This is a genomic window from Spiroplasma endosymbiont of Seladonia tumulorum (assembly GCF_964020235.1).
In the GTDB taxonomy this organism is placed as follows: Bacteria; Bacillota_I; Bacilli_A; order Mycoplasmatales; family Mycoplasmataceae; genus Spiroplasma.
Genome location: NZ_OZ026545.1, coordinates 1,350,695 through 1,366,547 on the forward strand (window position 1 = coordinate 1,350,695; position 15,853 = coordinate 1,366,547).

Genomic DNA, 15,853 nt, shown 5'->3' on the forward strand with positions numbered 1-15,853 from the left:
ATATTTATAAGAATTGTAGAATGGAGGTGTTGCTGGTGTTAACCCAACGACAAGAAAACATTTTAAAAGTAATTGTAGAAGAATACACAAAAACAGCACAGCCTGTTGGAAGTAAAGCTATTATAGCTTCGTCCTTAATAGATTCTTCTTCTGCAACAATTCGTAATGAATGTGCAATTTTAGAAAAAGAAGGTTTTTTAGAAAAAGAACATGCTTCATCGGGAAGAATTCCATCAACAAAAGGTTATCGTTATTATGTTGATAACTTGATGGTTGAGAAAAATATTGATGATATTAAAAACCGGATTGAAGCCTTATTTGTTAATCGAAATATGTCAATTAATGATATTCTTGATCAAACAGGCCAAATTTTAAGTGAAATGACAAATTTAACAACAGTTGTTGTTGGTCCAAACTTTCAAGAAGAATTATTAAAAAAAATTGAATTATTGCCAATTTCTGAAACACAAGCAGTTGTTGTCTTTGTTTTAACAAATGGGCATGTTGAGAATAAAATGTTTACAATTGATAAAAATAGTTCAATGAACGATTTAAAAATTTCTGTTGAACTATTTAATACACGGTTAGAAAATACTAAAATAACTGATATTCCAACAAAATTTGAGGTAATTCGTCCAATTTTAGAACAACAAGTAAAACATTATGAATATATTTTAAAACAATTTGTTAACGCTTTAACAAGTATTGTTAAACCAAGTTATTCAACTCATGGGATTCAATATATGCTCCAAAATCCGGAATATAATAACTCAGAACGAATTAAACAAGTTATTCGCTTAATTGAAACAATTTCACCGTTTGATTATTTTAAAAAACAACAGAATAACCCAAGCGAAAATCTTGTTTCAATTCAAATTGGGAATGAAACAGGGTTTAACAATGATGATATGGCTTTGTTGACAACAACTTATAAGGTTGATGATATGCAAGAAGGAGGAATTGCTTTAGTAGGGCCAAAGCGGTTAGAATATGATAAGCTTTATGAAGTTCTTGAATGATTAGCTTATCGGATTAAAGAAGCATATCAAAAAGAAGAAAGAGAGGGTGAGATTAATGAGTAATGAAAAAAATGATAAATCTTCGCCAAACCAATTAAAAGAAAAAATTCAACAATTACGGAAAGAATTAGCAAATAATCAACCTGCTGATTCACCGTCAGAATCAGGGAAAACAGCAACAGCACCGACAGCTGAAGCAAATAATTTGGCAATTATTGAAGATTTAGAACATGAAATTGATTTATTATTAAAAGACAATTTACGCTTGCGAGAAGAAAAATTATTAGCTTTAGCTGATGGTGAAAATTTAAAGAAAAGAATTCATGAAGAAGTTGCTGATATTAAACGTTATCGTGCAGCAGGGATGGCAGAAAAATTATTGCCAACATTAGATAACTTTGAACGTGCTTTGCAAGTTACTAATGTAACACCAGAAGTGAAAAATTTTTTAACAGGGTTTGAAATGAATTATCGTATGTTTAAAACGGTTTTTGAAGAAGAAGGTATTACCGCAATGGAGACAAAAGTAGGAGAACACTTTAATTTTAATTTCCATTCGGCAATTGAAATTATTGAAACAACTGATGTTTCATCAGGATGTATTGTTAAAATTTTACAAAAAGGATATATGATTCATGATCGTGTCTTACGTCATGCATCAGTGCAAGTTGCAAAATAATTAATTTAAAAGAGGAAGGTATGATAATATGGCAAAAATTATTGGTATTGATTTAGGAACAACAAATTCATGTGTTGCTGTGATGGAAGGAAAAGATTTTAAAGTTTTAGAAAATCCCGAAGGGCAAAGAACAACACCATCAGTTGTTTCATTTAAAAATGAAGAAATTATTGTGGGAGATGCGGCAAAACGGCAAGTAGTAACAAACCCAAATACAATTAGTTCAATTAAACGTAAAATGGGGACATCAGAAAAAGTTCATGTTAATAATAAAGATTATAGTCCTGAACAAATTTCTGCTGAAATTTTACGTTATTTAAAAAACTATGCTGAGAAAAAAATAGGACAAAAAGTTTCAAAAGCAGTTATTACTGTTCCAGCTTATTTTAATGACGCACAACGACAAGCAACAAAAGATGCTGGAAAAATTGCTGGATTAGAAGTTGAAAGAATTATTAATGAACCAACTGCGGCAGCATTAGCTTATGGAATTGATAAAGTTAATAAAGAGCAAAAAGTTTTAGTATTTGACTTAGGGGGAGGAACTTTTGATGTTTCAATCTTAGATTTAGCAGATGGAACATTTGAGGTTTTAGCAACTGCTGGGGATAATCATTTAGGAGGAGATGACTTTGATGAAGTTATTATTCAATGAATGGTTGATGAATTTAAAAAAGATAATGGTATTGATTTAAAAACAGATAAAATGGCAATGCAACGATTGAAAGAAGAAGCAGAAAAAGCGAAAAAAAATCTTTCTTCACAATTACAAACTGAAATTGCAGCACCATTTATTACTGCGCGTGATGGAAATCCATTACATTTAAACCTAACATTAACAAGAGCAAAATTTGATGAAATGACAAAAAGCCTTGTTCAATGAACAATTGAACCAGTTCGTAAAGCATTAGCTGATGCAAAATTAAAACCTAGTGATTTAGACCAAGTTTTACTAGTGGGAGGAAGTACGAGAATTCCAGCGGTACAAGAAGTTATTAAACATGAATTAGGAAAAGAACCAAACCGCACAATTAATCCTGATGAAGTTGTTGCAATTGGTGCAGCAATTCAAGGGGGAGTTTTAGCTGGTGATGTAAAAGATGTCTTATTATTAGATGTTACACCATTATCATTAGGTATTGAAACATTAGGAGGAGTCTCAACTGTTTTAATTCCTCGTAATGCCACAATTCCAACATCAAAATCACAAGTGTTTTCAACCGCTGCTGATAATCAACCAGCTGTTGATATTCATGTTTTACAAGGGGAACGTAAAATGGCAGCAGATAATAAATCATTAGGACGATTCCAATTGTCTGGGATTGAACCAGCACCAAAAGGAATTCCCCAAATTGAAGTTAAGTTTTCAATTGATGCAAACGGAATTGTATCAGTTACTGCAAAAGATTTAAAAACAAGTAAAGAACAATCAGTTACCATTACTAATGGTGGTGGTTTAACAGAAGAAGAAATTCAACGAATGATTAATGAAGCAGAACAAAATAAAGATAAAGATGAGCAAAAATTAAAAAACATTGAATTGCGTAATAAGGCAGAGTCATATCTTTCAACAATTACACAAGCTTTAGAAGGAAAAAAGGATAAAATGGATCCTGAACAGTTAAAAGCTTCTGAAGAAATGGCCAAAGAAATTAAAGAATTGTTAGAAAAAGAAGATTATGCTGGTTTAGAAGCAAAAACAGCAGCATTAGAACAAGCAATGGCTGAAGCTTCAAAATTTATAAATGACCAACAAGGTGATCAATCTGAACCAGAAGTTACGAATGATGATGACAAAAAAGATAAATAAGACAATAATGATGACTAAAATTCTTTTAGTTATCTTTTCTTTAAAAGAGAAAGTAGGAAGATGGTAATGGGAAAACGAGACTATTATGAAGTATTGGGCGTTAATCGTAATGCCACTGATGATGAAATTAAACGTGCTTTTCGACAATTAGCAAAAAAATATCATCCTGATGTTTCAAAAGAGAAAGATGCCGAAGCAAAGTTTAAGGAAATTAATGAAGCTTATGAAGTTTTATCTGATCCAAATAAACGTCGCAATTATGATCAGTTTGGTCATGCTGGAACTGACCCCAATGGTTTTGGTGGTTTTGGTGGCTTTAGTCATGGTTTTAGTAGTACGGGAGATTTTGAAGATATTTTCTCTGGTGGTTTTGGTAGTTTTGGTGATATTTTTGAAAACTTTTTTGGTGGTGGTAAAAAACGCCGTGGTTTTAGTAATCAACCAATTAGAGGGGAAAATATTGCTGCACGTGTTACGTTAACGTTAAAAGAACAAATGTTTGGGAAAAAAATAAACCTAGATTTAAATATTGATAAAAAATGTGAAATGTGTGATGGAACTGGAGCAAAAGGCCCTAAAAAAGACATTCATACTTGTACAACTTGTGATGGTTATGGTTATGTTAACCTTGAACAGCGTAGTATTTTTGGTGTGATTCAATCACAACAACCTTGTCATGATTGTAAAGGGCGCGGAAAAGTAATTACTAATAAATGTTCAAAATGTAAAGGTCAAGGGAATTATCGTGGAAAAAAAACAGTAGAAATTGAGTTACCGAAATCAATTTATGAAAATCAACGGTTGCGAATTCGTGAAAAAGGAAACTACGGTCTAAATAATGGTCCACGGGGAGATATTTTTTTAGAAATTTCAGTAAAACCAAATAAATATTTTAAGCGGGTTAATGATAACCTTGATTTAAATTTACCAGTATCTTATTTAGATGCTTTACTAGGAGCTGAAATTAAAGTTCCAACTTTTGATGGGGATGTTCATTTGAAATTACCACCAAATACAAAAACAAATAGTATTTTTAATATTCCAAATCATGGGTTTTTCAAATCACCAACATCGACAAAACGAGGAGATTTAATTGTTAATGTGATTGTAGCAATTCCAACAAAATTATCGCCAGAAGAAAAAACAATTTTACAAAAGTTAAGAAATAATAGTTCGTTTAAAATTACTGATAATTTCTATGAGGATTTATAATTATTAAAAAAAGTTTTAATTATGATATTAATATCATGCTTAAAACTTTTTATTTTTTTGTTTCTTGTTCTTTTCAACGGTAATAACCATAAATCCCAGTTCTTAAAACATAAGCATTATGATATCCTAATTGTCGTAGTTCTAATGCTGCTTCACTACTGCGATTACCACCATTGTATAATGTAATAATTAATTGGTTTTTGTCTGATAAGTAACGCGATGGATCTTGGAGCAAATCAAAAATATAAACATTGATTGAATTTGGAATTTGTCGTAACGCTTTAAATTCAATCTCAGTGCGGACATCTAATAATAAAGCTTGTTCTTTTTGTGTTTCAAAGATTTCATTATCCATATAGACTGCTTTTTGGTTCATTATGTACTCCTTTTTTTTGTATATTTATATCATATCGTAAATATAAAATAATGTGTGATAAAATTAAGAAGATTAAGTATCATAGAGAGGAATTAAGAGTTTTGATGGCAAAACAAGTATTTAAAAAAATAATAAATAATCAGGAACTAATTGTTAAGCATGGCCAATTAGCAAAACAAGCAAGTGGCTCAATTTTAGTACGTTTTGGTGATACTGTTGTTTTAGTAACCACAACAGTTAATAACAAACTTAGTGAAAGTGATTTTTTTCCTTTAACAGTTGTTTTTCAAGAAAAATTATATTCAGTCGGAAAAATTCCGGGTGGATTTTTAAAACGAGAAGGGAAGCCATCTGAATATGGTACTTTATCAGCACGAGTAATTGACCGTGCTTTACGGCCATTATTTTCAGAAAATTTTCGTAATGAAGTTCAAATTGTTATTAATGTTCTTGCTGTTGATAATGATCATGATGTGCGGGTGGTTAGTTTATTTGCGGCATCATTAGCACTTAGTATTTCTAAAATTCCATTTGCTGGTCCAGTAGCGGGAGCATTGGTAACTGTTGATCAAAATAATAATATTATTATTAATCCAACATTAGAACAAATTAATAATGGCAAAATGGAATTAATTGTTGCTGGAACAGCGGAGGCAATTAATATGGTTGAAGCGGGGGCAAAAGAAGTTTCTGAAAGTTTAATGTTGCAAGCAATTTTAGCGGGACATGATGTTATTCGACAATTAATTACTTTTCAGCATGAAATTATTGCAAAAGTTGGGGTACCAAAAATGGAAGTTGAGTTGTTTCAAATTCGCCCTGAAATTATTACTTATGTTAATAACAATTATGCAAAAGAGTTAATTACAGCTGCTCGAATTAAAGAAAAAACAAAACGTTATGAAACAATTGAACATTTAGTTGAACAAGCAATTAATAATTATTCTATTCCAGTTCCACTTTCAGAAAAAGAACAGAAAAAATTGACTCTAGAATTAAAAACAGCTTTACATAATATTATTCGTCAAGAAGTGCGTCGCCAAATTTTAATTGATAAAACACGCTTAGATGGCCGAAAATTAGATCAAATTCGCCCATTAAGTAGTGAAATTGATATATTACCAGTTGTTCATGGTAGTGCTTTGTTTACTAGGGGTGAAACACAAGTTTTATCAGTTGTAACATTAGGTGCATTAGGTGAAAATCAAATTATTGATGGAATTACCGATGAAGAAGGTAAACGTTTTATGCATCATTATAACTTTCCACCATTTTCAGTTGGTGAAACTGGGCGGATGGGTCCTCCTTCACGACGAGAAATTGGTCATGGCGCATTAGGAGAAAAAGCATTATTACAAATTATTCCTAGCGGAAAAGTGTTTCCATATACAATTCGAATTGTTTCCGAAGTTTTAGAATCAAATGGTAGTACTTCCCAAGCATCAATTTGTGCTGCTACATTAGCTCTAATGGCGGCTGGAGTGCCAATTACAGCTCCAGTAGTTGGGATTGCCATGGGTTTAATCAAAGAAAAAAATAACTATACTATTTTAACTGATATTCAAGGGATGGAAGATCATCTTGGTGATATGGACTTTAAAGTAGCCGGAACTGCAAAGGGAATTTGTGCCTTACAAATGGACATTAAAATTGCAGAAATTAATAAGGCAATTCTCCAAGAAGCTTTAGAAGCGGCAAAAGAAGCACGGTTAACAATTTTAGATAATGTTTTAGCAACTATTTCTGAACCACGAGCACATTTAGCACCAACAGCACCAAAAATGAAAACATTTATGATTCCTGTTGATAAAATTCGGGAAGTTATTGGTCCGGGTGGTAAAATGATTACAGCTATTATTGAAAAATCAGATGATGTTAAAATCGATATTGAGGATGATGGCCAAGTGACAATTTACCATAGAGAAAGCACAGCGATTGAAAAAGCATATCAGTTAATTAAAGCAATTGCAATGCCAGTTATTGTTGGTGAAGAAATAATTGGACCAGTTGTTAAAATTGAAAAATTTGGTGTTTTTGTTAATTTAAAAGAAAATCTTGATGGTTTAATTCATATTTCTAAATTAGCTAAACAACATGTTGAAAAAGCAGAAGATATTGTTCAATTAAACGATATTGTTAAAGTTAAAGTAATAGAAATTGATGGGAAAGGGAAAATTAAGTTACAATTAATTGAAATATTACCTAAAAAGTAACTTAATTTTTTAATGTTGGTTCTTAAATAAATAACTAAAATATTTGTTATAATTAAATAAGGAGTTAGGTGATTTAATTATGAGTAAAATTGCAATTGATATGATGGGAACTGATTTAGGCATTAAACCAATTATTGACGCTTTGAAAGTTTTTATGAAGAAATATGACGATGTTACTTTTATTTTAATTGGAGCTGAGAAGGAACTGAAGGCTGCCACCGCAGCAGCAAAGTTAGATAATACAAAATATGAAATTTTTGCTACAACAGAAGTAATTGCAATGACAGAAGGTATGATGGAAGTTCGTCGTAAACCAAATAGTTCAATGGTTCGTGGAACTGAATTATTGCGTGAACAAAAAGTAGATGCTTTGGTATCTGGTGGTTCAACTGCAGCTTTTTTAGCAGCGTGTCATTTTATTGTGGGAGAAATTTCCGGAGTTTCACGGCCAGCTTTTATGCCTTTTATTCCAACAGTTAACAAGAGAAAGCCTGTTTTAATGCTAGATGTTGGTGCTAATTTAGAAAATGATGCCCAAGATCTTGTTAATTTTGCAATTATGGCTAGTGTTTATGCGCAAGAAATTATACACAATCCAAAACCAAGTGTGGCAATCTTAAATATTGGTGAAGAAGCATCAAAAGGAAAAGATTATCATAAAGAAGCTTATAAATTATTAGCAAATAATAAAAATATTTTTTTTAAAGGAAATATTGAGCCACGTGATATTACTAGTGATGTTGTTGATATTATTGTAACAGATGGTTTTACTGGTAATATTGCTCTAAAAACATTGGAAGGAATGGCTAAAAATTTAATGGGTGTTATTAAACACGAATTAACAAAGAATTTTTATCGAAAATTAAAAGCTTTTTCGTTACGAAAAGCTTTTCGGGGAGTTCGTGAAACCTTTGATTATCGAAATAATGCAGCAGCATTAGTCTTAGGATTAAGAGCAATTGCTGTTAAAACGCATGGTAGTAGTGATGAAAAATCATGAATTAGTACATTAGAATTAACTCGTACCGCAGTTGTCAATGATTTTGTGCAAAAAATGACAGTTAAATTGTTAAAGGGGGATTAATTATACGATGCAGTTTATAAACAAACAGCCAGAACAACTTTTTTTCGAGTTAAAAGTTTTTTTAAAACAGCATCATGTTTTTATTAAAGAACCACAATATTATTTAGAAGCCTTAACTCATAATTCTTATGCAAATGAAAATAATTTAAGTTATACTTATCAACGAATGGAATTTTTGGGTGATGCAATTTTAGCAAAAGAAATTTCCTTATACTTATTTTTAAGTTTTCCTGATAAAAATGAAGGTGAAATTACTAATTTACGTAGTAAAATTGTTCGGGAAGGAACATTAGCAGAATTAGTTCGTCGAATGAATTGAGCACCTTTCTTATTATTAGGAAAAGGAGAAATTAAAACAAAAGGATATGAAAAAAATCGTATTTTAGCTGATATTTATGAGTCAATGATTGCTGCATTATATCTTGATTTGGGTGAAGAAGTTGTTCGTAATTTTATTAATGACACCCTTATTCAAATGGTTTCTAATCCTGGTTTTTTTGATCAAATTCGAGATTACAAAACTGAATTACAAGAATTTTTACAAGCTGGTGATGCGCGAACATTAGAATATAAATTAATTAAAGAATCACCACCATTAGAAGGAAATCGAGTTTTATATACTGTGGTTGCAGAAATTGGGGGAATTCGTTATGGCGAAGGATGCGGTTACACTCATAAAGAAGCTGAGCAATTAGCTGCTCGTGATGCGCTACAAAAATTAGCAACAAAATCAAAATATCATTTCGAAAATAAATAACAATGTAATATGACTAAACTAATTTAAGTATATGGAGATGAAAAGTAATGATGATAAGACATTTGTTTAAGAATTTTTGATTAAGTTTTACTAGAAATAGTTTACAAGTTTTAGGCCTATTTTTAATGTTAGGAATTATTATTACCTTGTTTGGGGGAATGATTATGTCAAGCAGTTTAAGTACGGTTCAATTAGAATTAATTGGTAATGACTTGTATGATACTAATATTTCATTTCAATTTAATCATAATTTAAAAATTGTTTCAAACCATCAAAATTTATCATATGGTTTAAACAATATTAATTATATTAACGAAGATGGAGATTTAGACAATAATAAAGTAGAAAGTCCTTATTTTCAGTTAAAACCAAATGGCAAAGATACTTATCAAATTGTATTGGATTCAGAAAGTAACCAGTCAGGAAAATGGCTTGCTTCAAATAGTTCAAATTCATATTTTATGGAACAGTTAAAGAAAAACGGTGAAGTAATATTAAACTTTAATACTAATATTGTTCCTGATAGTGTTTATTTTTTTAGTAATGCTGATTATCATGAATTGGTTAGTTATTTACAAAATCCAGCAAACTTGATTCCATTCGTAAGTTCACCAGATAATCCTAGATTAGTCACAGATACATTAATTTTTACTAATGCTTATAAGGATTTTAGTACAAATCAGAAACGAATTTATAACTTACAAACTCGTCTTTTAAATTCTGTTATTATTGGTTCAGTTGCTGATCGTGCTCTAATGAGTGAAACAATGCGACTTTACGATATTTTTAAAGCAGAAAACTTTTATATTCAAAGTGTGCAACCATATTATTGGACAACACCAATTATGGTAAAAGGAAATTATCAAGATTTTTTAAATTATCAGGTAAGCGATGATTATCCTTCAATTATTATTAATAATTCTTATGCTTCACATAATAAAATCAAGATTAATGATCTTTTTAATATTTATGGTTACCAATATCGTGTGATTGGTTTTGCCACAAATGCTTATGTTAATAGTGCAGCAAATGAGTCAACTTTTATTTATAACCCATATTTATGACTTCGTGGTCCTGAATATACAAATTTATTAACAAAAATCACTAATGATGCACCACAGCTTATTAACAGCATAATTAGTATTCACGCTGCTTTTGCATCAACAGAACTAAATCCTGGTTTTTTGCATGCTCAAAATAGTTGAAGTGATATTGCAAATGTTTATGATAATGCTACTTTTTCACGTTCTGCAGTTGCTTATACACCATTACATCATATGAAAGAACTTATTAAAAATAAAGAAGATATTATTTGGTCAATTTTAATTGCAATTTCATTATTATTAATAATTTCATCTTTCATTATGATTAGTATGATTGTTAATAAACTATTATTAAACCGGGGAATTATTGGTAATTTAAAAGCACAAGGATACGGAACGGGAACAATTGCGTTTTTACTTCTTTCTTGTTTTTTATTATTAATGTTTATTATTTCTTCATTATCATTAATAACAAGTTGAATCTTCTCTTTTATCTTAAATATTACTTATCAAGGTTTTTTAGAATTTACTACTTATATTTCAGTTCCCCCTTGGTGATTAATAGTTGGAACATATTTGTTACCTAGTTTTGTTGTTTGTTTCTATGCTTTTTTATTCATTATTATTGAAGTGTCACGACCAACATTAGTTTTACTAAAACCAAAAGTAGTTAAAACACGAATTCCAAAAGGTCATCATTTATTACATTTAAATTTTAAATATAAAATTAGTCTTAAATTTGCGTTAGATGCTAAGTGAAAATTATTATTAACACTTGTTGTAACAACGTTAACCGGAGCAATGTTGTTTACAGGATTAACAACAATTATTAATTTTAGTCAAATTAATCTTAATTTAAAAACAAATGCAAATTGGAAGTATGTTTATCGTTATGATAATAATTATAATTATGGTGCTAGTGAAACACCACCATATGATTATTTAGTTTATGAAAATCCCGAGACAGTTAAAGAACCGGATGTTTCTGGATATTATTTATTACAACCCGAAATACGACAATTTACAGAAGAATTAGTATTAAAAAAATATAATATTTTTGGTTTTGGTGATCCAGTATGTGGGCCATTTGTTGGTGACAGTAATATTATTAAGTCGTTTAAATACAAATGATTTAAAGCAAGATCTTATGAATGATATGTTGAAAATTGTAAAGATACCCAGTATTATGAACAAATTACCAAATTTATTAAGGGAACAGTTTATGAATATTTTATTAATCAACTAAGTAAGGAAGATGGAATTATTACGATAGGTTATCAACCAATTATTTATGGTCCATATCAATCAGAAATTTTTGCAAATACCGAAAATTTATATGCACGAGAAGCAATAAACTATAGTTTATTAGAACAGTTTTTAAACGAATATCAAATTGCTAACACAAATTCAAAAATTAATTTATCAATTCCAACCTTTTATTGGAATTTTATTAGTCATAGAAATTTAAAAAGTCTATATGGTAGTACTATTGAATTTTATGATTATAAAAATAATACAACGTTATTTTACCCAAATGTTGAGAAAAAAACAGATATTAATTGATTCTTTAATAAAATTAAGAGTTTTGATCAACCTGATGATGATAGCTTATTACGAGCAGCACAAACTAATCATTTTAGTCCAGTTGTTAATTATGCGATTTTGCAAGTTAATGAAATGAAAAAATTAATTCAAAGTAAAAAATGATTTCATGGTAAAAATCCTAATTAAGATCCAAAAAATTATCGGATTCAATTATACCCAATTATTATTAATCATGCTTATCGTTATTTAAATAATATTAATATTGGTGACATTTTATTAGATAATTTTAATGATCGAAGTGCGATATTTTATATTGTTGTTAATCAATTTGATAATGGAATGAAAAATATGTTTTTAATTAATAAGTATAATAATCAACGCTTAACGCCAAAACGTTTAGCAAACCTATATTCTGCATTACGCGATAATGAAACATATCATTATATTGGTGTTTATGATAAAAATAATAATTATGATGCTTCATTTGAAACAGAGTATGAATCAGCACCAATTTATAATGGAACACAAAATTTAAAAATTTTATTGCAACAAACAGTTAATTTACAAATTATTTTATTCTTAATTTATTTATTAATTTTAGTTGCTTCAATTGTGGCATGTATTTTCCAAATTTTTATTATTACAAATATCATTTTAAAAGATAATTTAAAAGTTTTGAATAGTTTTAAAGCACTAGGGTATTCTAATTTATTAATTTTTAATCGGATGTTTTTGATTTATTTACCAATTATTTTAATTAACTGAGTAATTTCAATTCCCATTGGGATAACCATTATTGGCTTAATTCGCTATCAAATTATTTTTAATATGTTATCATATGTGTCAGGAACTGTTAATATTGGTGATTATTTGATTAGTTTTTTAGTATTACTTGTAATGTTTATTATTGCTTTTGTTTTAAATAAAAAATTTATAGACCATCGTTATCCAATTTTAAAAACAATGAATTGAAATTAATGAGGAGATTATTTATATTTTGTTATTAATGTTTAAAAGGAGAGTTAAATGGATACATATTTATTAAAACAATTGCAGATTTTAGCAACCGATGAAAAAAATTTAACAAATCAAACAATTGCTCGTTATATTTTAGATAATATTACAACAATTAGTAAGTTAACTACGAATGAATTAGCTAATCATTGTTTTACTTCAACAGCGGGTATTATTCGATTCTGCCAAAAATTGGGATTAGAGGGAATTAATGAATTAAAATTTAAATTAAAATACTTAACAGAAAATGTTACATTAAATTCGCAACAATTTAGTGCAAATAAACAATTAGTACAAAATGAGACATCTTTTTTTGATGAATATTTGAAAATTAAGATTGAATCTGCACAAGATTTACATGCTAATTTTTTTGAAACTGATTTATCAGTTTTAATTGAAAAAATTATTACCGCAAAAACAGTTTTTATTTTTACTTTTAATTTAGCATATAATGTTTCCCGAAATTTTGTTCAGAGATTACGGTGAATTAATAAAAATGTTATTCATCAAAATGATTTAAATTCAATTGAATCATATTTGCCAATGATTAATGAAAATGATATGGTTCTTTATATAACATTAAGTGGACAATCAACTTTCATTGCAACAATTGCAAAACAAGTTAAACCGATTGTGTATTCATTTGGTATTATTGGGAAGAAAACTGAGTTAATTACTAGTTTAAGTGATTATTTTGTTATTAATTCTCGGGAAAATGATATTTGAGATGTTTTTTCAATTCGTTCACAAACTGTTATGCAGTTTTTAGATTATTTATATGCAAAAATTATTCGGAAAAATATTTAATAAAATTAATTACATTTTTTAGAACTATATTTCAAAATATAGTTTTTTTCTTGTTAAAAATATTGTTTTTGCTTTAATAAAAGGAAGAACAAAAACAGTTTAATATTTTAATTTTAGGAGGTCAATATGAGTAATAAAAACAAAAATAATCTTTTTTTATTAGAACAAATTATTTTAAATTCATCTGCAAAAACTCAAGATGAAGCATTTCATGAATTAGCAGCAGTAGCGTATCAAGCGGGTTGCATTGATAATTCCGAAAAATTAGTAAAAGCATTATGAGCGCGCGAACATGAAACATCAACTGGTTTAGAAGATGGTTTTGCAATTCCACATGCTCGAATTAAAGACATTAAAAAGCCAGCTGTTATTTTTGTTCGCTATCAAACTGGATTAGTATGGTCAACTTTTGATAATACAAAGGTTCAAGTTGCCATTGCACTAATTATTCCGACTAATAAAAAAAATGACATTCACTTAGAAGTTTTAAGTAATGTTGCTAAAAAATTATTAAATTCAAATCTACGTCAAGTTTTAAAAACATCAACTAATAAAATTGAAATCTTGGAATTATTACAGGCAGTTGATAATGAAAAGATAGTTAACAATGAAAGCTATCAAGGTTATGTTTTAGGAATTACAGCTTGTCCAGCTGGAGTAGCGCACACTTATATGGCTGCCAAAAAAATTGAAGATGAAGCGAAAAAATTAGGATATGCTGTAAAAGTTGAAAAACAAGGTGCTAATGGATATGAAGATAAATTAACACCAGAGGATATTTCAAATGCTAATGTTTTAATTATTGCTGCTGATATTGCAGTTGGTGAACAAGAACGATTTGTTGATATTCCTATTTTAAAAGTAGCAGTTACTGAACCATTACATGATATTGAAACGGTTTTTCAAAAAGCCACACAAATTATGCGACCGTTACCTAACCAACAGATTCCAACTAAAGAATTTAAAAAAGATAAAAAAGAAAAAGGATGATTTAAATTACATTTTAAAGCTGGCGCTGTTAGTTTAAAAAATGCTGTTTTAACAGGGATTTCCTATGCAGTGCCTGTCATTGTTGCTGGAACAGCAATTCAAGCTTTAATTACAATTATTACTCAAATTGCGGGTGTTGATTATATTAAGGAACATGCTAATTGATTAAATAATTTAAGTGATGTTGCTGGTAAAAGTTTAAGTATTTTATTAGCTCCAGTGTTAGCAGCCTATATTGCATATGCTATGGCAGATAAGCCAGGTTTAACACCAGGTTTTTTAGGAGGATTAGCTTGTGTTTATGTAACAAAAACCGCCAATGATGGCACTGTAATTGTTGATGGACTAGGTTTTTTAGGTGGTTTAATTATTGGCATTGTTGTCGGTTATATGATGAAAGGATTTAAAAAGTATCTTGTTAATAAAAAAATGCAAGGTGTCTTAACTTGATTTGTTTATCCTGTTTTAGGATCGTTAATTAGTATTTGTTTAATTCTCTTTGTGATTGGTCAACCAATTGCCTTATTAATTAATGTTATTTTTAGTGGATTGACAACTTTACAAACTTCAAATTTAGCAGCAATATTGGGAATTATTATTGGAATGATGTGTGTTTTTGATTTGGGAGGTCCTTTTAATAAAGTGGCATGAACTTTCTCATTTGCATCATTTTCACAAGCTTTTACAAGTGGACAATTGACTAATCCAACCTTGTTAGTTCCATATGCATGCTTTTGAGCTGCTGGAATTGGAACTGGATGAACGACTACTTTAGTAACTTTTATTGGTCGTCGGTTTTCAAATCAATATGAAAAAGAAGCTGGAAAAATGTCATGAATCTTATCTTCGTTAGGAATTACTGAAGGAGCAATACCATTTGCTTTATCAGACCCATTCCGTGTGATTCCTTCTTTTATGATAGGAAGTGCTGTATCTGGGGGTTTATGCGCAGCTTTTAATTTAGGTTCAACCATTACGGGAGGTGGTTTTATTACAATGGCAGGAATCCAATCAACAACAGGAACTGTTGCAATTGGTGTTGCCATTCTACTGTGATTAATTTTTGCAATTATTGGTTGTGCAATTTCAACAACATTATTATTGGGATTAAAATATATTAAAGCAAAACCAGCTTTAGAGCAAAAAGTGCATACTTGGACAATTAATATTATGTCATTGGGAATTGCTCCAAGTATTAAAAAACAACAATTAAAAAAATATAATAAATTATCATCAAGTGAACAAGAAAAATATTTAAATCAAAAACAGAAAAAAAAACAAAGATTAAGGTAGAAAGGTAAAGA

12 protein-coding genes are annotated in these 15,853 nt (G+C 29.3%); 11 read left to right on the forward strand and 1 reads right to left on the reverse strand.

Annotation, left to right across the window (positions count from 1 at the left end):
- Positions 1-35: 35 nt before the first annotated feature.
- From hrcA to dnaJ, 4 genes are all read left to right on the forward strand, one after another.
- Positions 36-1,082 (forward strand): heat-inducible transcriptional repressor HrcA, encoded by a 1,047-nt coding sequence (hrcA, locus tag AACL22_RS08590; RefSeq protein WP_338991377.1) that lies wholly within the window; start codon positions 36-38, stop codon positions 1,080-1,082.
- Positions 1,075-1,698, forward strand: a complete 624-nt coding sequence (locus AACL22_RS08595) for a nucleotide exchange factor GrpE (protein ID WP_338991379.1) — start codon at positions 1,075-1,077, stop codon at positions 1,696-1,698. The genes hrcA and AACL22_RS08595 overlap by 8 nt, the downstream gene beginning before the upstream one ends.
- Positions 1,699-1,726: 28 nt before the next feature.
- Complete coding sequence (dnaK, locus tag AACL22_RS08600) at positions 1,727-3,508, forward strand: molecular chaperone DnaK (RefSeq protein WP_338991381.1); 1,782 nt, start codon at positions 1,727-1,729, stop codon at positions 3,506-3,508.
- Positions 3,509-3,574: 66 nt separating this feature from the next.
- Positions 3,575-4,720: a molecular chaperone DnaJ gene (dnaJ, locus tag AACL22_RS08605; protein WP_338991383.1), complete on the forward strand. Its 1,146-nt coding sequence runs from the start codon at positions 3,575-3,577 to the stop codon at positions 4,718-4,720.
- Positions 4,721-4,769: 49 nt separating this feature from the next.
- Here dnaJ and AACL22_RS08610 read toward each other — a convergent pair whose 3' ends face one another.
- The gene (locus tag AACL22_RS08610) at positions 4,770-5,096 is read right to left on the reverse strand and encodes a rhodanese-like domain-containing protein (protein ID WP_338991385.1); all 327 of its coding nucleotides are present in this window, start codon (positions 5,094-5,096) and stop codon (positions 4,770-4,772) included.
- 104 nt (positions 5,097-5,200) lie between these two features.
- Between AACL22_RS08610 and AACL22_RS08615 the strand changes: the two genes are divergently transcribed.
- From AACL22_RS08615 to AACL22_RS08645, 7 genes are all read left to right on the forward strand, one after another.
- A complete protein-coding gene (locus tag AACL22_RS08615; protein WP_338991387.1) occupies positions 5,201-7,309 on the forward strand; it encodes a polyribonucleotide nucleotidyltransferase in 2,109 nt (702 codons plus the stop codon).
- Positions 7,310-7,388: 79 nt separating this feature from the next.
- Positions 7,389-8,393 carry a phosphate acyltransferase PlsX gene (plsX, locus tag AACL22_RS08620; protein WP_338991389.1) on the forward strand — a complete coding sequence of 335 codons (1,005 nt, stop codon included), beginning with the start codon at positions 7,389-7,391 and terminating at the stop codon, positions 8,391-8,393.
- Between the two features lie 7 nt (positions 8,394-8,400).
- On the forward strand, positions 8,401-9,150 hold the full coding sequence (gene rnc / locus AACL22_RS08625) for a ribonuclease III (RefSeq protein ID WP_338991392.1): 750 nt from the start codon (positions 8,401-8,403) through the stop codon (positions 9,148-9,150).
- 164 nt (positions 9,151-9,314) lie between these two features.
- Positions 9,315-11,924, forward strand: coding sequence for an ABC transporter permease (locus tag AACL22_RS08630; protein WP_338991395.1), 2,610 nt, complete (start codon positions 9,315-9,317; stop codon positions 11,922-11,924).
- Between the two features lie 153 nt (positions 11,925-12,077).
- Entirely contained in the window at positions 12,078-12,716 is a 639-nt protein-coding gene (locus AACL22_RS08635) for an FtsX-like permease family protein (RefSeq protein WP_338991398.1), read from the forward strand.
- Between the two features lie 48 nt (positions 12,717-12,764).
- Complete coding sequence (locus AACL22_RS08640) at positions 12,765-13,559, forward strand: MurR/RpiR family transcriptional regulator (protein WP_338991400.1); 795 nt, start codon at positions 12,765-12,767, stop codon at positions 13,557-13,559.
- Between the two features lie 126 nt (positions 13,560-13,685).
- A complete protein-coding gene (locus AACL22_RS08645) occupies positions 13,686-15,842 on the forward strand; it encodes a fructose-specific PTS transporter subunit EIIC (protein WP_338991403.1) in 2,157 nt (718 codons plus the stop codon).
- Positions 15,843-15,853 lie beyond the last annotated feature (11 nt).